At 64.8% G+C, this 20,048-nt stretch carries 21 protein-coding genes; 11 read left to right on the top strand and 10 right to left on the bottom strand.

What is annotated here, in order from left to right; translation table 11 throughout:
* Nucleotides 1–14: 14 nt before the first annotated feature.
* On the bottom strand, nt 15–1,802 hold the full coding sequence (locus QCE88_RS23360; protein WP_309906729.1) for a ShlB/FhaC/HecB family hemolysin secretion/activation protein: 1,788 nt from the start codon (nt 1,800–1,802) through the stop codon (nt 15–17).
* A 298-nt stretch (nt 1,803–2,100) separates the two neighbouring features.
* Between QCE88_RS23360 and QCE88_RS23355 the strand changes: the two genes are divergently transcribed.
* A complete protein-coding gene (locus QCE88_RS23355; RefSeq protein ID WP_309906727.1) occupies nt 2,101–4,494 on the top strand; it encodes an ATP-binding protein in 2,394 nt (797 codons plus the stop codon).
* A gap of 78 nt (nt 4,495–4,572) precedes the next feature.
* Here QCE88_RS23355 and QCE88_RS23350 read toward each other — a convergent pair whose 3' ends face one another.
* Complete coding sequence (locus QCE88_RS23350) at nt 4,573–5,730, bottom strand: porin (RefSeq protein ID WP_309906725.1); 1,158 nt, start codon at nt 5,728–5,730, stop codon at nt 4,573–4,575.
* 866 nt (nt 5,731–6,596) lie between these two features.
* Between QCE88_RS23350 and QCE88_RS23345 the strand changes: the two genes are divergently transcribed.
* Nucleotides 6,597–6,917 (top strand): hypothetical protein, encoded by a 321-nt coding sequence (locus QCE88_RS23345; protein WP_309906723.1) that lies wholly within the window; start codon nt 6,597–6,599, stop codon nt 6,915–6,917.
* Nucleotides 6,918–6,971: 54 nt separating this feature from the next.
* Here QCE88_RS23345 and QCE88_RS23340 read toward each other — a convergent pair whose 3' ends face one another.
* The 5 genes from QCE88_RS23340 to QCE88_RS23320 all read right to left on the bottom strand — a co-directional run bounded on the left by QCE88_RS23340 (nt 6,972) and on the right by QCE88_RS23320 (nt 11,703).
* Entirely contained in the window at nt 6,972–7,232 is a 261-nt protein-coding gene (locus QCE88_RS23340; RefSeq protein ID WP_309906721.1) for a hypothetical protein, read from the bottom strand.
* 112 nt (nt 7,233–7,344) lie between these two features.
* Complete coding sequence (locus QCE88_RS23335; RefSeq protein ID WP_309906720.1) at nt 7,345–7,734, bottom strand: hypothetical protein; 390 nt, start codon at nt 7,732–7,734, stop codon at nt 7,345–7,347.
* 320 nt (nt 7,735–8,054) lie between these two features.
* Nucleotides 8,055–9,494: an MFS transporter gene (locus QCE88_RS23330; RefSeq protein ID WP_309906718.1), complete on the bottom strand. Its 1,440-nt coding sequence runs from the start codon at nt 9,492–9,494 to the stop codon at nt 8,055–8,057.
* A 111-nt stretch (nt 9,495–9,605) separates the two neighbouring features.
* The gene (locus tag QCE88_RS23325; protein ID WP_309906716.1) at nt 9,606–10,754 is read right to left on the bottom strand and encodes a CaiB/BaiF CoA-transferase family protein; all 1,149 of its coding nucleotides are present in this window, start codon (nt 10,752–10,754) and stop codon (nt 9,606–9,608) included.
* A 7-nt stretch (nt 10,755–10,761) separates the two neighbouring features.
* Complete coding sequence (locus QCE88_RS23320) at nt 10,762–11,703, bottom strand: hydroxymethylglutaryl-CoA lyase (protein WP_309906714.1); 942 nt, start codon at nt 11,701–11,703, stop codon at nt 10,762–10,764.
* A 144-nt stretch (nt 11,704–11,847) separates the two neighbouring features.
* Between QCE88_RS23320 and QCE88_RS23315 the strand changes: the two genes are divergently transcribed.
* Complete coding sequence (locus QCE88_RS23315; RefSeq protein WP_309906712.1) at nt 11,848–12,750, top strand: LysR family transcriptional regulator; 903 nt, start codon at nt 11,848–11,850, stop codon at nt 12,748–12,750.
* On the opposite strand, the gene QCE88_RS23310 is transcribed toward QCE88_RS23315, so the two are convergent.
* Entirely contained in the window at nt 12,747–13,085 is a 339-nt protein-coding gene (locus tag QCE88_RS23310) for a cupin domain-containing protein (protein WP_309906710.1), read from the bottom strand. The two genes, QCE88_RS23315 and QCE88_RS23310, sit on opposite strands and share 4 nt — an antisense overlap.
* Before the next feature lie 108 nt (nt 13,086–13,193).
* Nucleotides 13,194–13,508, bottom strand: a complete 315-nt coding sequence (locus tag QCE88_RS23305; protein WP_309906709.1) for a hypothetical protein — start codon at nt 13,506–13,508, stop codon at nt 13,194–13,196.
* Between the two features lie 145 nt (nt 13,509–13,653).
* On the opposite strand from QCE88_RS23305, the gene QCE88_RS23300 reads away from it, so the two are divergent.
* Nucleotides 13,654–14,709: an EamA family transporter gene (locus tag QCE88_RS23300; RefSeq protein ID WP_309906707.1), complete on the top strand. Its 1,056-nt coding sequence runs from the start codon at nt 13,654–13,656 to the stop codon at nt 14,707–14,709.
* Nucleotides 14,710–14,741: 32 nt separating this feature from the next.
* The gene (locus QCE88_RS23295) at nt 14,742–15,020 is read left to right on the top strand and encodes a hypothetical protein (RefSeq protein WP_309906705.1); all 279 of its coding nucleotides are present in this window, start codon (nt 14,742–14,744) and stop codon (nt 15,018–15,020) included.
* Between the two features lie 11 nt (nt 15,021–15,031).
* On the opposite strand, the gene QCE88_RS23290 is transcribed toward QCE88_RS23295, so the two are convergent.
* Nucleotides 15,032–15,184, bottom strand: a complete 153-nt coding sequence (locus tag QCE88_RS23290) for a hypothetical protein (RefSeq protein WP_309906703.1) — start codon at nt 15,182–15,184, stop codon at nt 15,032–15,034.
* 142 nt (nt 15,185–15,326) lie between these two features.
* On the opposite strand from QCE88_RS23290, the gene QCE88_RS23285 reads away from it, so the two are divergent.
* The 6 genes from QCE88_RS23285 (at nt 15,327) to QCE88_RS23260 (ending at nt 19,976) form a co-directional block, all read left to right on the top strand.
* Nucleotides 15,327–15,770: an SET domain-containing protein gene (locus tag QCE88_RS23285; RefSeq protein WP_309906700.1), complete on the top strand. Its 444-nt coding sequence runs from the start codon at nt 15,327–15,329 to the stop codon at nt 15,768–15,770.
* A 170-nt stretch (nt 15,771–15,940) separates the two neighbouring features.
* A complete protein-coding gene (locus QCE88_RS23280) occupies nt 15,941–16,531 on the top strand; it encodes a sigma-70 family RNA polymerase sigma factor (RefSeq protein WP_309906698.1) in 591 nt (196 codons plus the stop codon).
* Nucleotides 16,528–17,268 (top strand): anti-sigma factor domain-containing protein, encoded by a 741-nt coding sequence (locus QCE88_RS23275; RefSeq protein WP_309906696.1) that lies wholly within the window; start codon nt 16,528–16,530, stop codon nt 17,266–17,268. Before QCE88_RS23280 ends, QCE88_RS23275 begins: the two co-directional genes overlap by 4 nt.
* Nucleotides 17,269–17,442: 174 nt before the next feature.
* Nucleotides 17,443–18,222: a DUF1295 domain-containing protein gene (locus QCE88_RS23270; RefSeq protein WP_309906694.1), complete on the top strand. Its 780-nt coding sequence runs from the start codon at nt 17,443–17,445 to the stop codon at nt 18,220–18,222.
* Nucleotides 18,223–18,261: 39 nt separating this feature from the next.
* Nucleotides 18,262–19,383: a cyclopropane-fatty-acyl-phospholipid synthase family protein gene (locus tag QCE88_RS23265; protein ID WP_309906692.1), complete on the top strand. Its 1,122-nt coding sequence runs from the start codon at nt 18,262–18,264 to the stop codon at nt 19,381–19,383.
* Nucleotides 19,380–19,976, top strand: coding sequence for a lipocalin family protein (locus QCE88_RS23260; protein ID WP_309906691.1), 597 nt, complete (start codon nt 19,380–19,382; stop codon nt 19,974–19,976). The genes QCE88_RS23265 and QCE88_RS23260 overlap by 4 nt, the downstream gene beginning before the upstream one ends.
* The last annotated feature ends 72 nt before the right edge of the window (nt 19,977–20,048 follow it).

Below are 20,048 nucleotides of genomic sequence, written 5' to 3'. Positions count from 1 at the left end.
GAACGAAGGCGCCCCTAGCTGCCGATGACGAGGAAGATCTCGCCCAGGGGCGCCTTCGATCCATTGGGCACCACGGCCCGCAGCGGAAAGCCATAGGTGCCGCGCACGCTGACGAAGCGTCCCATCTGCACGCGAATGCCGGCGCCGACGCTCGCCAGCGACGCATTGTTGACCTCGCCGAACTCCGGGATGCGGTTCCAGACATGCCCGGCATCGAAGAACACGAAGGGCTGCACGGCCGCGATGCCGGCCGTGAGCGCCGGCGCGCGCACTTCCGTCTGCACGTTCCAGCCGCGGTCGCCCTGCGCCGCATAGGGTTCATAGCCGCGCACGCTGGCATCGCCGCCCAGGCCGAGTTCCTCGCTCGGCAACAGCGTGCTGCCGGTCCACTGCGCCAGTCCGCGCGCCGATACCGAGAAGCCCGTGCTCGCAATAGCCAGATCCCGCGATGCCGACAACTGCACATACTGATAACGCGGCTTCGCGCCAAGGCGTGCGGTGTCGTAGGCCACGTCGTTGCTGCTGCCGTCGAAGTAACCGGGGCTGGCGTACAGCGCGGCGTTCAGATGGGACTCGCCGCTTGCGTCGCTGTTCGAAAGATCGTAGGCCAGCACGAACTGGTGAATGTGCGTGTTGGCGTTGAACACCTGGAAGCCGCCGAATTCAAGGTCGTTGTTCGAGCGCTTGAAGTCATAGCCGATCTGCACCTGCTGTTGCCAGGCGCCCGCATGATCGAGCGGCGGCAAACGCCAGTCGTAGCGCAGGCTGAGCTGGGCGCTGAGGCCGGTTTGTCCGTAGCTGTCCGGCAGGCGCGGCGTACTCTGTGCAAACACCCCGAACATTTCGATGCGGTCGCCCCAACGCAGCGGCGTGACGAAGTTGAACGCATGCGCAATGAAGCGCGCACGGTCCGGCCGCCCTTCGATATCGGGATTGCCGCTCACGAGGTCGTTGCTCGCGGTCATCTGATAGCTGAAGCGCGCATCGATGCCGAACAGATTGCCGTAGTCGAAGCCCGCAAGAAGCCGGTCGCGCCCCAGTGCGCGGACGCCGTCGTTGTTGTAGCCGCCGTAGACCCGGAACGGGAAGCGGTCTTCGGTTTGCAGGATGACGTCGGTGGTGTTGAGCGCCGTGCCCGGCGCGTAGACCACCTCGACACGGCGGTATGGATTCGCATTGAGCAACGCCAGACCGGACGCGACATCCGCTTCGCGAATCGGCGCGCCGCTCGTCAGAGGCATCTCGCGTTCAAGCAGCGCGTCGGAAAACCAGCGGTTGCCCTTCGGCACGACGCGGCCGGTCCGGTATTCGGCCACCACAATGTTCACGACCCCGCCGCTCACGTCCTGTTCGGGCACATACACATCGACAAGCGGCTGCCCCGCCTCGCGATAACGCGCCACCACCGCGCGGCGAATCTCGGCGAGGCGCGCGAAGGTGAGCGGCTGGTGCAGGTCGTCTGAAAAGCGGTCGAGAAAATCGGGTGTCAGCAGCGGCAGATTCGCTGCCGTTACCGCGCCGCCGGCGCTCGTCTGCGTGGCGGACGCCACAGCGGGTTCCGCGCTCGTGAACGCCAGGCCGTGCAGATCCTGTATGGCGACGCGCTGCGAATCGTCACCGGGCTGAGGCGGTTGAGGCGCCTCGCGCGGACGCCCGGACGACGGCGGCGCAAGCGGCGCGACATCGCGCCAGGACTGCGCGCAGGCCTCGCGAATCGGCGCGCCGCACAGTAATGTCGTAGACAGCGCCGCGGCAAGAAGGCGCGAACCCCGTATGATGCGGTTTCCGGCAAGCTGAGCCATGCGTGCAGCGCCGCTGCTCGGCGATCGTCATTGGGCTTCGCATGGTATCAGCCGCGTTTGTGCCGCGGGTGTGCCCGATCGTACGATGATGCGGCCATTACGCACCCTTCACGGAACGGTTCCTGCGTTCGCCGCGTTCACAGCTCACCGGTTCGTTGCCCGTCGCGTAGAAATGACGCGCAACGTGGCGCGTGACCTGTACAAATCACCGGTATGCCGTGCGCGGCATGCCGCCCGACCCACCGTATCCCGCTTTTCGCAACCGGCGCGATAAACAAGCCGGACCGCATTCAGGACGATGATGGACAAAACCTCCACCGCCGGCACCGCCCGCCCCGACTCGCGTGATGCACTCGCCCTTGACGACTGCGCACGCGAGCCGATCCACATTCCTGGTGGAATCCAGCCTCATGGCGTGTTCTTCAGTGTGGACGCGCACGGCCACATCCTCCAGGTGAGCGGCAACGTCGCGCAGTTCGCACACCTCGCGCCCGACGCGTGCCTGGGACGCGCGCTGTCCGACGTGCTCGGCCCGGCCGCCAGCGAGCGCGCGGTCGCGAGTCTGAAACACCTGTCGCGCGACGGCATGGCGCTGCACGTGGGCAACGTGATGATCGATGGCTGGACCTCGCATGGGCCGATGGCGATCATCGTGCACCGGCATGACGGGCTGCTGTTCGTCGAAGTCGAGCCGGCGCAGGACACCGCCGATGTGTTCTCGACCATCTATCCGCTGGTGCGCTCGTTCGTCACCGAAGTGCAGACAATGCGCACGGTCGAGCAACTGTGCCAGTTCGCCGCGACGGAAATCGCGCGCATCACCGGTTTCGGCCGCACGCTGGTCTACAAGTTCGACGATGAAGGCCATGGCAACGTGCTGGCCGAAGCCGTCGATCCCGGCTATCCGTCCTATCTGCGCCAGCATTTCCCGGCCTCCGACATTCCGGCGCAGGCGCGGGAGCTGTATCGCAGGAACCGTATCCGCCTGATCTCCAACGCCAACTACGAGGCCGCGCCGCTCGTTCCCATGCTGCATCCGCAGACGCATCGGCCGACCGATCTCACGTATGCGTCGCTGCGCAGCGTGTCGCCGGTTCACCTGCAGTACATGCGCAACATGGGCACGCTCGCGTCGATGTCGATGTCGATCCTCGTCAACGACACGCTCTGGGGCCTGATTTCCTGCCACCACGCGACACCGCGTCTGCCGCCCTTCGAAGTGCGCACCGCGTGCGAGCACGTCGCGCAGATCGTGTCGCTGCAGATCGAGGCGCGCGAGACGCAGGACGAGGCGCACTACCGGCTCGAACTGCGGCGCATGTTGTCCAAGCTGCTTTCGTCGATGGCGAATACCGACAGCTTCGTCGACGCGCTCGTCAACGACCCTTCGGACCTGCTCGGCTTCACGCGCTCGTCGGGCGCGGCGGTGATCTTCGAAGGACGCACGTCGCTGGTCGGCGTGACGCCCGGCGAGCAGGCCGTGACCGCGCTGGTCGACTGGCTCGATGACCAGAGCGAGGACGTGGTGTTGTCGGACCATGCGTCGCAGGATTGTCCGGCGCTGGCCGGCTCGCCGGACGTCGCGGGTTTCCTGGCGGTGTCGATCTCGAAGATCTATCGCAATTACGTCGTCTGGTTCCGGCAGGAGGTCGTGCAGACGATCGAATGGGCCGGCGATCCGCGCGCCAAGCTCACCGGACTGGCCGAGTCGCTCTCGCCGCGCCTGAGCTTCGAAACCTGGACCGACGTGGTGCGCGACCGCTCGCTGCCATGGCGGCCCGCTGAACGGGAAATCGCGCTCGAATTTCGTGCGGCGGTGCTCGGCATCGTGCTGCGGCGCGCGGAGGAAATCGCTCAGCTCGCCACTGAACTCGGCCGCGCCAATCACGAGCTGGAAGGTTTTTCCTACACGGTCTCCCACGATCTGCGCGCGCCGCTGCGGCATATCGTGAGCTTTGCAGACCTGCTCGCGCAGATCGACGGCGACAAGCTCTCCGAGCGCGGACGCGGCTATCTGGAGCGCGTGGTGACGTCGGCGCGTTTCGGCGGCCGTCTGGTCGACGACCTGCTCTCGTTCGCGCAACTGGGCCGGGCGGCGTTGCGGCCGCATCAGGTGGACGTGCGCGCGCTCGTCCACACCGTGATCCAGAACGACATCGACGAACCATCCTCCGCGCGCGTGCACTGGACCGTGGATGCGCTGCCGACCATCGAAGCGGACCATGTCTTCCTGCATGTGGCATTGACGAACGTGTTGTCCAACGCGGTGAAGTTCAGCGCGCAGCGTCCGCAGCCGGAGATTCATATCGGCGCGCAGGAAGGCAGCGGGGAGTTGTCGGGGCATGTCGTGTATGTCGTGCGCGACAACGGTATCGGCTTCGACATGCGCTATGTGGACAAGCTGTTCGGCGTGTTCCAGCGGCTGCACGTCAACGATGCCTTCGACGGCACCGGCATCGGACTCGCGAATGTCCGGCGCATCATCGAGCGGCACGGCGGCAAGGTTTGGGCGGAAGGCACGCCCGACGCCGGCGCCACCTTCTATCTGGCGCTGCCAAAGCAGTATCGACCGGAAAGCGGCGTGCGGCGCGACACGGCCGCCACGGCGCTCGCGCGGCTCGTGGCGGGCACGGGCGGCACGGCGTATGACGTCGGCCAGATCATCGGGGACTCGGAGCGCGAGAAGGAATAGCGTCCTTCGAGCACACGAGACAAAGCGGCCGCGATCTTTCGATCGCGGCCGCTTTTGCCTGATGGTGCCAGGTTTCGCTTAGAAGCGGTGACGCAGGCCCACCGTTGCTGCAACCTGGTTGCCCGTGGACGACGGCGACAGGGTGTTGATCATCGCGACGTTCGCGCCGGCATCGCCGAGCTGACCCGAAGCATGCTGGTACACGCCTTCGACATACACATCGGTACGCTTGGACAGCATGTAGTCGGCTTGCAGCGAGACGGTGTGCCACTTCGGATCACCCGAGCCGTTCGCACCCGACACCTTGCCGTCCGTGTAGGTGTAGGCGGCGTCGAGGCTCAGCGCCGGCGACAGCATGTAGCGGCCGTTCAGCTCGAAGTTGTTCAGGTGCAGGTTCGCATCGTCCGGCAGCGCGAACGACGTGCCGCCTTGCGCCCCGGCGATCAGGTTGTCGAAGTGCGTGTTGGTCCACACGAAGCCGACGGTGGCCGGGCCGTACGTGTAGTTCACCGCGGCGCCGAAGGTGCGCTGCAGTTCCGCCGTCAGATTGGTGTTGTTGCCCTGGCCTGCCGACACCGCGCCGGCGGCGTTCAGATTGTTGCGCGAGTTGTTCAGTTGCAGGTACGCGGCGGCGGCGTTCAGCGGACCGTTGCTGTACGACGCGCCCGCACTCCACGCGCGGTTGTTCGAGAACTGGCCCGCGTCATTCGAGAAGCCGTACAGACCGCCGAACTTGAAGCCCGCGTAGTTGACGCTCTGATACTTCACCGAGTTCTTGATCGAGAACGAATGGTCGAGATTGTCGTTGTCGAACGGATGGGCGCTCAGGTTGTTGCCGAAGCCGGCGCCGGCTTCCGAGAACGGCCCGAGGTAATCGACCACTGAATCGTACTGGCGACCCAGCGTCAACGTGCCGTACTGGTCGTGTTGCAGGCCGACATAGGCCTGACGGTTGAACATCGTGTTGCTTTCGGTGTAGCGGCCGTTGTTGATGTTGAAGCCGCTCTCCAACTTGAACAGCGCATGCAGGCCGCCGCCGAGATCCTCGACGCCCTTCAGGCCGAAATAAGTGTCCGAAAGCGAGCCGCTGCCTTCCTGCCAGTTGTTGTGTCCGCCGGAGTTGTTCGTGTAGACGAGGCCTGCGTCCAGCGTGCCGTAGAGGGTGACACTGCTTTGCGCCTGGGCCGACGCTGCAAAAGCGCCCAGCACACCCGCGATGATGAGAGTTCTTTTCATGATGGTCCGAAGTCCTTTTAAAGCGAAAGCTTCCCGGGGCCGGCTGGTTGATTTACCGGCCGCTTGCCCTTGTGAAACTGGGTGTCACTTTATTCGACGGTTGCCGAAATGTGTCGGGCCTGTGGACGCAATAATATTTTGTTGATTCTGCGAATGGACAGTCGAACGGTTTCAGTTCTCTTTAAGAAAAGCGTTCCCTGGTTTCAAAACTTGAATTGACCGCCGGCCCTTGTTGCGCATGGGCGACACCATTCCTGCGTAGTCGGGATAAGTTAATTGCGGCCGACGAAGTATGAATTGCGGGCGAGCGTTGCTAAGCTTATGCGTGCCTGCAGAACTCCGAGAAGTCATTATTGAGGCATGGAGCGGCTCCGCGAGAGGGAGCCGCTCCTTTTTTAATTTCAGTAATCTTCCAAATTGGATTCATGCGAATCCCGCTGTCTTCTTTTTAGAATGCACGATGCATTCCGAATTCAGAAATAATCCTTGCGCATTATAAAATTAAACGCAATAGCGAGAATCCGCCTCATGCGCGCGCATCAGGCATGATTGCCGAGCCCGGACGCTTCCAGATCGAAAGCCGCGGTCAGGGTAGTCATTTCAAAATTGCCCGTCTGGTTTGAAGAATTTCCGCATGGCGCGGTGTCGTATCGCGAAGTGCAAGCGCCGCCTGTGGGCAACAGGCCCGGATTAGAGCCTTTGCTCGGACAAATTGTAACGGGCGGGCAGGCCCTAGGCACGGCGGCAAGCCCGCGATGACCACCACGCCGTTTTCATTTGGATACATGTTGAAGCCGGGCAAAACGTCAATGGGGTACATCCCTTGCTGAAGTACTTGCTTCTGAGCACCAGGCTGGAACCCCAACATGAAAAGTGGCATTAACGCAGTTTCCGTCCCCGCATTTCGACAGCGTCGACCGGCTCAGTTCGCCGAGCGCGAACTTCAGCATCTCGAGATGGTCCTGGCGAACTTCGTCGAACGCAATACCTCGACTGACCGGCTTCCCACCCGCTACTGGGACATGCGCGTCGCACAACTCGATTCCGAGTACGACCTCGTTCCGTCCCAGAGTCAGCGGGTAGCCTCGCTGCAACGCAAGCTGGCGCTGCTCGATTCGGCGCTCGACTCTGCCTCGTCCGCAGCGGACGTCCAGGAAGGTCAGCACAACCGGCGCGTGGCCGCCTGACTTCAGATCGCCTTACATGACGGCCGATATGCGCCGCCGTCATGCTCGAACCGCTCAGTCCGCAGGTTCAGTCCACTCGTCGACCATGGCGCGCGCCGCGGTGTGCCCGCTCATCAGCGCGTCTTCGGCGGAAGCAAAGGTCTGGAAGGTCGCGTTCTCCACGCACAATGGCGAGAACGCCGTGACGGGTCGTCCGGAGCGGCTGATGGTCACGATGGCAAGGTAATGTGCGGTCACGGGAGCCGGTACGAGCCGGCCGTTCGCCTGCACCGCGACTTCGAGCACGAAGCCTTTATGGTTGTACGACCGTATCATTGCAGCACCCCGCCGCTGATGGACCACGCCCAAGGAAGCGTCGTGATCGGCAGCGGACCGCGCTGTGCATGACGCCTGCCCTTGCAGCAAGCATCGTGTGTGCCTGTAGCGCTCAGCGCGCGCGACGAAGCGCCATGTGCGCAACCTCCGACGCAAGGTCGGCGCGCAGTTCCGCCCATTTACCGAGCAGCGAGGGATCGTCGGTAAAGAAGTAGGGCGCGTGCGACCACTCTTCAACCTGATCGCCGGCAGTGACGAGTTCAAAGATGCGAAGATCCTGGTCCTCGCTGACGCCGGTGCGCACCAGTTCCCTGAAAGACTGGATACCGTGCAGCTCGACATTTTGGATGCCGACGCCATGCACCACTGCCATCACCGTCTTGCCGATACGCCACGCCGCTTCGCGGCTGTCCGCGAGGACAAACGCAACGCTTTTGACCGGACGTTCGAACTTCATGCGGAACAGGCGGGACTTGCATTGCTCACTGAGTTGCGTATTCATGGCGCTCGAACTTGCATGCTCCACAGGGCCAGCCTCAGACATCGATGCACCAGCATGGGCCTTGCCGTGAAAGCGAAGAAGAAGGAAGTGCGCGAGCGTCGGTTATTCGCGTCGCATCGTTTAGAGCACACGATGCAGGAGTTGTTCCCGCTTCCGCGAGTCAATGTGGGCCGTGAAGTTCAAGGCGATTAGATCGGCGTTCGAAGGAAACCTTGCGCAGGGTTGCGGAAAGTTTTTCAAGGCTGTGCGCATCGACATGCAACTGAAAGTGCATTGAAGACGACTCTTGGCGAACAAGTCGTCTTCGTGTCAACGTGGTGTCAGTGGTTGAGTTCCTCGAGCCGCAAGCCGTTGGTTCGCGGACCAAACACGCCGATCGCGAGCGCAACCAGCAGCATGCACACCGTGATGCCGGCGAACACGCCCGGCACGCCGGACTCTTTCAACAGGAACGCGATGATGAAGCCCGACATCATCGCGCCGGCGCGGCTCGCCGAATACACGATGCCGCTTGCGCGGCAACGCACGGCGGTGGGAAAAAGTTCGGTCTGATACGCGTGATAGCACACCGAGATGGTCTGGCCCGCAAGCGAGATCAGCACGCCGAGCGCGATCAGCGCAACCGGCGACTTCATCTGCCCGAACGCGAGGCCGCTCGCGATCACGACGAGCGCCCCGCCGACAATCAGCCATTTGCGCTGGATACGGTCGGCATAGAACATCGCGAGCAGCGGGCCGAGCGGCAGCGCGAAGGCGATGACGAACGAATACAGCAAGCTCTTCGTGACGTTCACACCCTGTCCGATGAGCAACGTCGGCACCCAGTTGGCGAAACCGTAATAGCCGATCGCCTGGCAGAAGTTGAAGGCAATGAGCATGATGAGGCGCGCGCGATACGGCGCCTTGAACAGCTCGCCGAGCGCTGCACGCCGGTGCGACGGCTGCTCGACGAAAGCCGCGGGCGGCGGCAGCGGCTGGCCTGATTCGCGCGCCACGACGCGCTCGATCTTGCCGACCACGCGTTCGCATTCTTCCGTACGTCCATGCATCGCCAGCCAGCGCGGGCTTTCCGGCACCGCGCGCCGGATGAACCAGACGATGACCGCGCCCACCGATCCCGCCAGCACCACGATGCGCCAGCCGTCGAGGCCGAATACCGTCTCCGGCACGAGCCAGTACGAGAGCAGCGCGGCGACGGGCGCAGCGGCGAACATCACGGTCTGGTTGAACGCCATCGCGCGGCCGCGCATGTATTGCGGCACGAGTTCGGTGACATAACTGTCGATGGTGATGATCTCGACGCCCACGCCGATGCCCGTTACGAAGCGCCAGAAGATCACGCCTTCGGGCGTGGTCTGGAACGCCATGATGGCCGAGCCGATCGAGTACCACAGCAGCGAGACCGTGAACACGCTGCGGCGTCCATAGCGATCCGGCAGCCAGCCGAAGCAGAACGTGCCGATGAACAGTCCGGCAAAGGTCGCCGCGATGAATCCGGCGATGCCGGTGAAGCCGAAGAACGCATGCGTGGTGGTCTGCAACAGACCGCTGCGCGCCATGCCCGGCGCGATATAGCCGGTGAAGATGAGATCGTAGATTTCGAAGAAGCCGCCGAGCGAGATGAGGAACACGAGCATCCATAGATGCCGGGTGATCGGCAGGCGGTCCATGCGAGCGGAGATCTGCGCGCCGGGCGTCATGTCGACGCGGATGTCGGGCGAAGCGAGCGGCTCTGCGACCGCGCTGAAGGTAGGCTGCATTGTCTGTGTCTCCTTGATGCGTCCGTGACTGCCGTTTGATTCGGCTGACAACGGACCCATGCCACTCTGTAGGCGACGGCGCGGATTGTTATATGCGCCTGTCGCGAAGCATCATGCCGTGACGTGTTTTGTCAGCCGTCCCAGCACCTCCCTGGTATGCTCGCCCACCGCCGCAAGCGGTTGCCGCACGCCGGGCCGGCGTCCGCCCAGTGTGAGCGGCAGCAGCACCACATCGGTCGAGCCGCCGTCGTCGGTCTGCATCGGCACGAGGCCGCCGCTTGCTTTCAGATGCGGATCGTCGAGCAGTTGCTCGGGACGCACGATGGGCGCATACGGAATGCCGGCCGCTTCGAGTTTCGGCGCCAGTTCGTCCGCGCGATGCAACGCGAGGATCTCCCCGAGCCGCGCGAGCAAAGCCGGGCGCACCGCGACGCGCATGGCATTGGTGCCGAACGCCGGCTCGCGTGCGAGGTCGGGACGTTCGAGCACGTCGCACAGCGTGACGAACTGCTTGTCGCTCACCGCGCCGATGAACAACTGCTCGTTGTCGGCGAGCGTAAACACGTCATAAACACTCCAGGCCGACACGCGCGAGGGCATCGGCGGCGGCGCTTCGCCGGTCATCGCGTATTGCTGCATGTGTTGCGCCGAAAGAAACACGCAGTTCTCGAACAGCGCGCTCTGCACTTCCTGGCCGTGGCCGTCGCGCTCGCGTTCGCGCAACGCGGCCAGTACGCCGATGGCGCCGAACATGCCGCCCATGATGTCGTTCACCGACGTTCCCGCACGCAACGGCCGCCCTGCCGGACCGGTCATGAAGGCGAGGCCGCCCATCATCTGGACGACTTCGTCGAGCGCGAGACGCTTCTCGTACGGGCCGGGAAGAAAGCCCTTGTGCGATACGTAGATCAGCTTCGGATACGACTTCGACAGCGTGTCGTAGTCGAGCCCGAGTTTCGTCATCAGGCCGGGACGGAAGTTTTCGAGCAGCACGTCACAGCCGCCGATCAGTTCCAGCGCGGCTTCGCGTCCCTCGTCCGTGTGCAGGTCGAGGACGACGCTCTTCTTGTTGCGATTGAACGAGCGGAAGAAGCCCACGCCCAGGCCGGGCAGATTGCGCGTCTTGTCGCCGCCGGGCGGTTCGATCTTGATGACCTCGGCGCCGAGATCCGCGAGGATCATGCCGCAGGTCGGTCCCATCACCATGTGCGTGAACTCGATCACGCGAATGCCGTCGAGCGGCAGGGCTGAATGAGTCATAGGGTCCTCAGGCTTCGATTGCGCAGGGTTGCGTGAAGGTCAGCGGCAGGCCCGCGAGTGCGAGCGCGCCATGCAGCGTTTCGCCTTCGAGCCAGTGTGCGAGTTGCGCGCGCAGCGATAGCAAGGCAGGAAGATCGATGCCGGTCTCAATGCCCATCTCGGCGAGCATGAAGGCAAGATCCTCGCTCGCCGCGTTGCCGCTCGCGCCCGGCGCATGCGGACAGCCGCCGATGCCGGCGAGCGTCGCATCAAATCGCGCGACGCCGGTTTCAAGCGCGGCATGGACGTTGGCGAGCGCGAGGCCGCGCGTGTCGTGGAAATGGCCGCACCAGAAGCGCTCGCCCGCGATGCGCCGCGCCTGTTCGAACAGCCGGCGCACGGCGGAAGGGCCCGCGTAACCCACGGTATCGGCGATGCTCACGCGGTCCGCGCCCGCATCGAGCAGCGCCTGCATCAGGCGCAGCACTTCGGCGGGATCGACGCGGCCCTGGATCGTGCAGCCGAACGCCGTGCCGATGCCGCCCTCGATCAGCGTCTTCGCCCCCGACGCATCGCGCGCAGCACGCATCCGCGCCACTTCGTCGATCACTTCCTGCGGCGTCTTGCGCAGGTTCGCGACACTGTGCGCGTGGCTCGCCGAGAGCGGCACGAGCATGAGATCGGCTTGCGCGTCGAGTGCGCGTTCCGCGCCTTTGAGATTGGGCACCAGCACGGACACGAACAAACCGGGCAGGCGCTTCGCGAAGGCGACGAGCTCGGCCGTATCGGCCAGTTGCGGCAGGAGGCGCGCCGGCACGAACGAGCCGACTTCGATCTCGCGCTGGCCCGCCGCGTGGGCGGACGCGATCCATTCGAGCTTGCGCGCTGTCGGCATGAGGGTCTGGATGCTTTGCAGACCGTCGCGCAATCCGACTTCGCGGATCACAGCGCGGGTGGGGAACGCGGACATGAGGTTTCGTCTCCGTGTTTTCTTTGAATGTTCTCCACTCTAGACATTCCGCAAATGCGCAGAAAGCGGTAATTTGGAAGCTTCATGCTTCCGGTTCGGAATGTCTCCGGAAGATCCCGACCATCAACGGAGCACCGGCCCGCCATGCGCGACATCGATCTGAAAACGCTGCGCCTGTTCGTGACGGTCTGCGAACACCAGAACATCGCGCGGGCGGCGCAGGAGGCGCATATCGAGCCGTCGGCCATCAGCAAGCGCATTGCGCAACTGGAGACGGCGCTCGGCGTGCCGCTCCTGACGCGCTCGCGACGCGGCGTCGAGCCCACGCCGGCAGGCGGCGCGCTGCTGGAACACGCGCGCAGCGTGCTGTTCACCCTGGAGCGCATCGCCAACGACGTCGCCGCGTTCGGCGGCGGCCTGGTAGGACGCGTGAGCATTTGCGCGTCGGCGTCGGCGATTGCGGAGGCGCTGCTCGACGATATCGCCTCGTTCATGCGCGAGCCGGCCAACCAGAACATCAAGGTGGACGTGGAAGAGCGGCTGTCGCACGAACTCGTGCGGCAGTTGCGCGAAGGCGTGGCGTCGGTGGGCGTGTGCTGGGACAGCGTCGATCTGCGCGGCCTGCAACAACGCACCTACCGCCGCGACCAGCTGGCGCTCGCGGTGCCGCCGGATCATCCGCTGGCAAAGCGGCGTTCGGTGAGCTTCGAGGAATCGCTCGCGTTCGAGCATGTCGGCCTGCCGCCCGCCACCGCCGTTCACACGATGCTCCAGCGCGCGGCGGCGCAAGCGGGCAAGTCGATGTCGTATCGCGTGATCGTGTCGAGCTTCGACGCGGCGTTTCGCGTCGTCGCGGCCGGGCTGGGCATCAGCGTCGTGCCGATGGAAGTAGCAGGCACCTACCGGCAGGCGCTCGGCATCGCGGCGGTTCCGCTGTCTGATGACTTCGCCGCGCGACGCTTCGTGATCTGCTTCAGGGACTTCGATGCGTTGCAGCCTGCGGCGCAACGTCTCGTCGAACATCTGGAAACGCGGGCGCGGCGCTAGCCAGGCGCTTCGCAGAAGACGGTTTCGGCGTCTTGCTTTTCGATCGTGAGATTGACGGAGCGCGCGCCGCCCGGACGCGTGCAGTGGCGCTTGCCGGCCGGCACCGTGAGCAGTTCGCCGGCGTGCAACTCGACCGCGCCTTCCTCGAACTCGATGACCAGCGTGCCCTCCACGCCGATGAACGTCTCGTCCGAGTCCGGATGGAGATGCCAGCGGTAAGGCGCGTCCATCACGCTCAGGTGGACGGCGTGATCGTTGACGCTCGCGATCACGCGGTTCAGGTAGCCGTTGCGGGCGGCATCGGCGAGGGCGGCGTAGTCGATGGAATCGGGCATGTGCAGACGCAAGCGATGAAGTGGAACGCTTCAGCCTAACGCCGCACGCAACGCGGCACAAACGAATGTTTCTGACGCGTATGTGAGCTTCATTCACGCATGCCGGTTTCAGATACTGCCCTGAACATTTGCATTGTTCGCATGGCCCATGATGGCCGCGAGATTGCCGATGACCGGCGATGCATACGTGACCTGCGGCGCATCGAGCGGCAGCGGCGCGGGGCCGGAATCCGTCGCGCGGGGATAGACGGGCAGCGGCGGCGCGCTCTGGGCGCTGGACGCGACCGGGAACACCGGTCCGCCGAGAATGCCCACGCCGATGAACGGATGCGCGTAGGCCACCGTCGCGATGCCAAAGGTCAGCTTGGCCGCCAGGATGAGTTTCTTGAGCATTTTCATTTTTTGTGCGCCGATCGTTTTCATGGTGTCCTCTCCTCATTGCCCGCTTGTTTGTCGATGGAAGGAGTCTGCACCGCGAGAATGAGAGAAAAATGAGCGCGTCCGGCGGGGCACGTTCGTGACGATGCGTTCTACACTGAACCCTCGCCGATTCCTGAACGTCCTCGCCATGTCCAGCCGCTTCACCGCCATCCTGATCGCCCTCGGCGCCGCCGCGCTGTTCGGCGCCGCCACGCCCGTCGCCAAGGTCCTGCTCGGCGGCGTGCCGCCGTTCATGGTCGCGGGATTGTTCTATCTGGGCAGCGGCATCGGCCTGGGCGGCGTCATCCTGCTGCGACCGAAGCGCCACGCGTCGAACGGATTGCGTGCGCGCGAGCTTCCGTGGCTTGCGGGCGCGATCGTCGCGGGCGGCGTCGCGGGTCCCGCGCTGCTGATGCTCGGGCTCACCAGCACGCCCGCCTCGACCAGCGCGCTGTTGCTCAATCTCGAAGGCGTGCTGACGGCGGCCATCGCGTGGCTCGTGTTTCGCGAGAACGTGGACCGGCAAGTGTTTCTCGGCATGGCGGCGATTGTCGCGGGCGGCGTGGTGCTCGCCTGGCAACCCGATGGCGCAACAGGCAGCGGCCTGCCGAGCGGTGCGTTGATGATCGTGCTGGCGTGCGCGTGCTGGGCCATCGACAACAATCTGACGCGCAAGATCTCGGCCGCGGACGCCACGGTCATCGCGTGCGCGAAAGGGCTCGTCGCGGGCATGACGAATCTTTGCATCGCGCTCGCGCTGGGCGCGCGTCTGCCCGCGCCGACAACGCTGCTCGCCGCAATGGCGACCGGTTTCGCCGGCTATGGCGTGAGCCTCGTGATGTTCGTGATCGCGCTGCGTCACCTGGGGACGGCGCGCACGGGCGCGTACTTCTCGGTCGCGCCGGTTTTCGGCGTCGCGATTTCACTGGCCCTCTGGCCGCATGCGCCAGGCGCGCTGTTCTGGATCGCCGCCACGCTGATGGCCTTCGGCGTCTGGCTGCACGTGCGCGAACGTCATGAGCACGAACACACGCACGAGCGGCTGGAGCACACGCATCGTCACTCGCACGACGCGCATCATCAGCACGAGCACGACTTCGCGTATCACGGTGACGAGCCGCATACGCATCCGCACGTGCATCTTCCGATCACGCATACGCACGCGCATTTTCCGGACGTTCATCACCGGCATGCACACGGCTAGCGCACGATTTACCATGAGAAAAGGAGAAGCAGATGGAACGCCCGGACTACGCACAGGCCATCGCGCAATTGACCGGCGCGGCGGAATTGATCGCGGCAGACGCGCCCGCCGAGCAGCGCGCAGAAGCCTTCGAAACGCTCGCGTACTTTCGCTTGCTGAAAGCACGCGTGAATGAAACGAACACCCCCGCCGTGTCCGACGATGAACTCTTCAAGGACACCGCAACCGCCGCACTCACGTTGGCGGGCCGCAAGGAGTTTCTCGCGGCGGCGGCGCTGCTCGAACAGGCGCGAGGCCTGTTGCGCGGCTAGCGGTGAACGCTTCAGAAGAGCTCCATTTCCAGCGGCATCAGGTTGATCCACTTCACAGCCGTGCGCCGCTCCACGCCGTCGTCATGAATCGACCGTATCATCACGCGCTGGCCGCGCGCCTCCCCAAGCACTTCGACAATCCTGTTTCGATAACGCGCAAGCATGCCGCGTGACGGCTTGCGCTTTGTGCTCTTGCGGAGGGAAACTGCGGGCATGGCAGATGACAGCGATTTATGACGGCCACATCATAACGACGCGAACGTCATCCCTCAATTATTCATCGTCCCCAACGCGACCCGCCACACCATGCGCCGAATCACTGTCCGGACTTCGCCCGTTCATGGCCGGGGCGTCTTCGCCCTCGCCGATCTATCGCCAGGCACCCTGCTGCTCGAATACAAAGGCCTGCGCGTTTCATGGAAGGAAGCGCAGCGACTGCATGCCCGCTCGAGTCCCGAGGACGGCCACACGTTCCTGTTCGGCCTCGACGACGGCCGCGTGATCGACGGCGCGCGCGGCGGCAACTCGGCGCGCTGGCTCAATCACAGTTGCGCGCCGAACTGCGAGGCAGAGCAGGACGGCGAACGCGTGTTCATCCGCGCCATCGCGCCGATCGAATCCGGTCAGGAATTGTTCATCGACTATCGTCTGACGGTGGAAGGCCGGCGCACCGCGGCCCTCAAGCAACTCTATGCGTGCCGCTGTCTCGCGAGCGCTTGCCGCGGCACGATGCTGTCGCGTTCACGCTAGCCGACGGCCGTTGGCGAAACGTCCCGCGCATCCTGCTTGCCGCGTCATCCGTATGGAGTGAAGGCAAGCGGCGGAGCGCAATCGACATGGTGACAGGGACTGAACGGCGGGCGGCAATGCTATATTGCGCGACATACTCAGCATGGAGCGCAGTGCGGCCCTTTCTGCCCATGACGGACCCCTTCTCAGGCAGCACCGACCCTTCCGCCGACGCCGACCGTCAGCGCCGCGAACGTACGAACCAGTTGCTCGTGAGCGTCGCGAGCGGCGACGAGCAGGCGTTTGCCGCGCTGTATCGGGAGACGTCGGCGCGTGTGTTCGGCGTCATCGTGCGCATGGTGCATGATCGCGCCGAAGCCGAAGACATCCTGCAGGACGTCTACGCCAGCGCGTGGCGCCGCGCGGATACGTTCGATCCCGCGCGCGGCAGCGCCATCACATGGCTCATCACGCTCGGACGCAACCGCACGATCGACCGCTTGCGTCAGCATCGTGAAGAACTGCTCGGCGACGATGAAACCCCGGAGCTCGCCGACGAAGCCCCCACGCCCGCCGCCGCCGCGGAATGGAATGAAGAGCGGCGCCGCCTCGAACTGTGCATGGACCGACTGGAAGCGCAACAGAAGAGCGCGATCCGTGAAGCGTTCTTCACAGGCGCCACGTATAGCGAACTCGCGCAGCGTCTCGCCGTGCCGCTCGGCACGATGAAAAGCTGGATCCGCCGCAGCCTGATGCAGCTCAAGACCTGTCTCGAACAATGAACACGCCCCTTCGCGACGACGACGACCTGCGCTGCGCCGAGTACGCACTCGGCGTGCTGGATGCGAGCGAGCGCGCGGCGTTCGAGACCGACGTGACGCGCGACGCCGCCCTGCAACGCCTGCTCGACGCATGGCAGCAACGGCTCGCGCCGTTCGCGCAGGATATCGGCCCGATCGAGCCGCCCGCGCGCGTCTGGACCCGCATCCGCCGCGACCTGGGCTTCCTGTCGCCGCAAGCCGAACCGGGCGAAGCGCCGGGCAAGCGCTGGTGGGACAGCCTGAGCCTGTGGCGCTGGCTGACCATCGGCGCCAGTGTTGCCGCGCTCGTGCTGCTCGGCGTGAACCTCAACTGGACCCGCCAGGCGACACAGGCGCCGGCCACCACGGCCGCGTCGAGCGAGTACATGGTCGCGTCGATCGCGCCCAAGGACGGCGTCGCGCACTGGACCGCGACCGTCGATGTGCGGCGTGCGCGCATGGTCGTGATACCCGCCGCGCGCGTCGCCATGCCGGCGGGCCGCACTACGGAACTCTGGCTGATCCCGCCGAACGCCAAGCCGATCCCGCTCGGCGTGTTCACGTCCGATCAGCCCGCGACCATGTCCCTGCCGCCCGAAATCATGGCGCAGTTGAATGCGCAGGCCGTGCTCGCGGTGTCCGACGAACCGTCGGGCGGATCGCCCACGGGTGCGCCGACCGGACCGGTGCTCGGCACGGGCGCCATGCATACAACCTGACGCGCGTTATTGCAGGGCAGGCGTGAGCGCAGCCGCGCTCCGCCACGCGTCAAGGCGTCACTTTCAGAGCCGCTTGCACGGGACACGTCGAGTTTTCGTTCGCCCGCGGTGAGCCGCATCCAGCCGCGCCCGGCATCCGTATTGCTCAACACGAGCATCGATACGGACTCGCCCATGCCCTTCATCGTCACCCTTGCCATCGTAGTCGCTGGACTCGTGCTGGTCTTTGCGGCCGCGTGGCTCCAGCAACTGCGCACCGAAAACGCCGGCATGGTCGATCCCGTCTGGGCCGCCACGCTCGGCATCGTTGCGTTGTTCGTCGCCGCGAGCGCAACGGGGGCGCCGCTCAATCGCGTGTGCGTCGCGGCGGGCGGCCTGCTGTGGGGCGGGCGGCTTGCGCTGCACCTGTGGCGCCGCAATCATGGCAAGCCTGAAGATCCGCGTTATCACGCGTTTCGCGAGCGCTGGGGCAAGCGCGCCGCACGCAACATGTTCTGGTTCTTCCAGTTGCAGGCCGTCATCTCGATGCTGCTTGCGGCCGCGTTCTTCGTGCCCGCCTATGCCGTCGAACCGGCGGGTGCCGGGAACATCGTCGCGGCCATCGCGATCTGGATCGTCGCGGTCACGGGCGAAGCAGTGGCCGACCGGCAGCTGAAACGCTTCGCCGCTAATCCGGCTCATCGCGGCAAGGTGTGTCAGGAAGGTTTATGGCGTTACTCGCGTCATCCGAACTACTTTTTTGAATGCGTTCACTGGCTCGCGTACACGGCGCTGTCGATCGGTCTGCCGTGGGCGTGGGTCACGCTCGCTCCGCCCGTGCTGATGGCGTGGCTGCTGCTGAAGGTATCGGGCATTCCGATTCTCGAAGCACGCCTCGCCGTGACACGCGATGGCTATCGCGACTACATGCGCACCACGAGCGTGCTGGTGCCGTGGCCGCCGAAACGCGCCTGACAGCGCACCTGACAGGCCTGACAGGGAGACCCCGACACGATGACCTCCACCGCTCCGGAACCGCACACGCTGGCTAACGCCATGCCGGCGCTCGATGAAAACTGGATGCTCCGGGCGTGCGAGCGCGGCTGGGTTCCCGATGTGCTGATGCGCGCCGGCATGCGCGCGCTGATGCGCCGCCGTCTCGCCGACGAACACGCCGACGACCCCACCCTGCGCGCGCAAGCCTTCGAGCGCTTCGTGAGCGAGTTGCGCGCGAGTCCTATCGCCATCGAAACGCAGGCTGCCAATGCACAACATTACGAGTTGCCGGACGCGTTCTTCGAGGCGCATCTCGGCGCGCGCCTGAAGTACTCATGCGGCTACTATCCGCGCGGCGATGAAACGCTGCCGCAGGCCGAACAGGCGATGCTCGAACTCTACGCGGAGCGCGCCCGTCTCGCCGATGGCCAGCGCATTCTCGATCTCGGCTGCGGCTGGGGCGCGCTGGCGCTGTGGATCGCGGAACGCTATCCGCGCGCGGACATCGTGGCGCTCTCGAATTCGCATGGCCAGCGCGCGTTCATCGAAGCGCGGGCGCGCGAGCGCGGCATCCGCAATCTGCGCGTGGTGACGGGCAATATCGTCGACTTCGAATTCGACTTCGCGAGCGACGCCGATGCACCGTTCGACCGCATCCTCTCCGTCGAGATGTTCGAGCACATGAAGAACTACGGGCGTCTGCTCGCCAAGATCTCACGCTGGCTCGCCGACGACGGCCTGCTGTTCGTCCATCTGTTCGCGCACCGGACGCTCGCCTATCACTTCACGTCGCGCGATGGCAGCGACTGGATGTCACGCTATTTCTTCACCGGCGGCACGATGCCGTCGGCGTCCCTGCTGCGGCATTTCAACGACGATCTGCGCGTCACGCAGCAATGGTGGCTGGACGGCACGCACTATCGGCGCACCGCCAACCAATGGCTCGCCGCCCTCGACGCCGCCCGCCCCCGCGTCATGCCGATCCTGCACGACGCCTACAGCGACGCCGCCGCCGTCTGGTTCCAGCGCTGGCGCATGTTCTATATGGCGGTCGCGGAACTCTTCGGCTACGCGCGCGGCGACGAATGGGGCGTCGCGCATTATCTGCTCGAAAAACCTGTCGCGGAGGCCACATCATGAAGCGTGCGCTCATTGTCGCGTTGATCGGAGTGGGCGTGGTCGCGGCCGTCGCGGCCTGCTCCAGCCCGCCGAACCCGAATCCGCGCGCAGATCAGCCGCTCCGGACCGTGCCTGTCGAGCTGCCGCGCTACATGGGGCGCTGGTATGTCATCGCGAACATTCCCTACTTCGCCGAGCGCGATTACGTGGGCACGCACGTGGAATGGTCGCTGCGGCCGGACGGCAAGATCGACGACATCTTTCACGGCCGCAAGAATGGCTTCGAGAAGGAGGAGACGACGCATCATTTCGTCGACACGGTGAAGCCCGGCAGCAACGGCGGCGAATGGAGCGTGCAGCCGTTCTGGCCCGTGCACGTGACGCAGATGACGCTGTACGTGGACCCGGACTATCGCTACACGATTCTCGGCTACCCGAACAAGAAGCTCGGCTGGATCTTCTCCCGCGAGCCGACCATGAGCGACGACGTTTACCGTTCGCTGCTCGCACGCCTCGACGCGATGGGCTACGACACCGCGCGCTTCCGGCGCGTGCCGCAATCGCCCGAGCAGATCGGGCAACCGGGCTTCCAGAGCCCCGGCCAGCGCGACTGAACCTGGATGCATCCGGAAACGAAGCTGCTGCGTATCTGTGGCAAGAGCATTGCGCGCGAGGAGACCCGCTGC

It is taken from the genome of Caballeronia sp. LZ035 (assembly GCF_031451175.1).
In the GTDB taxonomy this organism is placed as follows: Bacteria; Pseudomonadota; Gammaproteobacteria; order Burkholderiales; family Burkholderiaceae; genus Caballeronia.
Note: the sequence above shows the minus strand (reverse complement) of the source record. Positions and strands in the feature narration are given on the sequence as shown.

Bases quoted from the DNA above. Each gene is read 5' to 3' on its own strand.
- QCE88_RS23265 (WP_309906692.1), top strand. From the start codon at position 18,262: ATGACCTCCACCGCTCCGGAACCGCACACGCTGGCTAACGCCATGCCG.
- QCE88_RS23295 (WP_309906705.1), top strand. From the start codon at position 14,742: ATGGAACGCCCGGACTACGCACAGGCCATCGCGCAATTGACCGGCGCG.
- QCE88_RS23260 (WP_309906691.1), top strand. From the start codon at position 19,380: ATGAAGCGTGCGCTCATTGTCGCGTTGATCGGAGTGGGCGTGGTCGCG.
- QCE88_RS23305 (WP_309906709.1), bottom strand. From the start codon at position 13,508: ATGAAAACGATCGGCGCACAAAAAATGAAAATGCTCAAGAAACTCATC.
- QCE88_RS23285 (WP_309906700.1), top strand. From the start codon at position 15,327: ATGCGCCGAATCACTGTCCGGACTTCGCCCGTTCATGGCCGGGGCGTC.
- QCE88_RS23280 (WP_309906698.1), top strand. From the start codon at position 15,941: ATGACGGACCCCTTCTCAGGCAGCACCGACCCTTCCGCCGACGCCGAC.
- QCE88_RS23300 (WP_309906707.1), top strand. From the start codon at position 13,654: ATGTCCAGCCGCTTCACCGCCATCCTGATCGCCCTCGGCGCCGCCGCG.
- QCE88_RS23325 (WP_309906716.1), bottom strand. From the start codon at position 10,754: ATGACTCATTCAGCCCTGCCGCTCGACGGCATTCGCGTGATCGAGTTC.
- QCE88_RS23315 (WP_309906712.1), top strand. From the start codon at position 11,848: ATGCGCGACATCGATCTGAAAACGCTGCGCCTGTTCGTGACGGTCTGC.
- QCE88_RS23310 (WP_309906710.1), bottom strand. From the start codon at position 13,085: ATGCCCGATTCCATCGACTACGCCGCCCTCGCCGATGCCGCCCGCAAC.
- QCE88_RS23360 (WP_309906729.1), bottom strand. From the start codon at position 1,802: ATGGCTCAGCTTGCCGGAAACCGCATCATACGGGGTTCGCGCCTTCTT.
- QCE88_RS23350 (WP_309906725.1), bottom strand. From the start codon at position 5,730: ATGAAAAGAACTCTCATCATCGCGGGTGTGCTGGGCGCTTTTGCAGCG.
- QCE88_RS23270 (WP_309906694.1), top strand. From the start codon at position 17,443: ATGCCCTTCATCGTCACCCTTGCCATCGTAGTCGCTGGACTCGTGCTG.
- QCE88_RS23340 (WP_309906721.1), bottom strand. From the start codon at position 7,232: ATGATACGGTCGTACAACCATAAAGGCTTCGTGCTCGAAGTCGCGGTG.
- QCE88_RS23275 (WP_309906696.1), top strand. From the start codon at position 16,528: ATGAACACGCCCCTTCGCGACGACGACGACCTGCGCTGCGCCGAGTAC.
- QCE88_RS23335 (WP_309906720.1), bottom strand. From the start codon at position 7,734: ATGAATACGCAACTCAGTGAGCAATGCAAGTCCCGCCTGTTCCGCATG.
- QCE88_RS23330 (WP_309906718.1), bottom strand. From the start codon at position 9,494: ATGCAGCCTACCTTCAGCGCGGTCGCAGAGCCGCTCGCTTCGCCCGAC.
- QCE88_RS23345 (WP_309906723.1), top strand. From the start codon at position 6,597: ATGAAAAGTGGCATTAACGCAGTTTCCGTCCCCGCATTTCGACAGCGT.
- QCE88_RS23355 (WP_309906727.1), top strand. From the start codon at position 2,101: ATGATGGACAAAACCTCCACCGCCGGCACCGCCCGCCCCGACTCGCGT.
- QCE88_RS23290 (WP_309906703.1), bottom strand. From the start codon at position 15,184: ATGCTTGCGCGTTATCGAAACAGGATTGTCGAAGTGCTTGGGGAGGCG.
- QCE88_RS23320 (WP_309906714.1), bottom strand. From the start codon at position 11,703: ATGTCCGCGTTCCCCACCCGCGCTGTGATCCGCGAAGTCGGATTGCGC.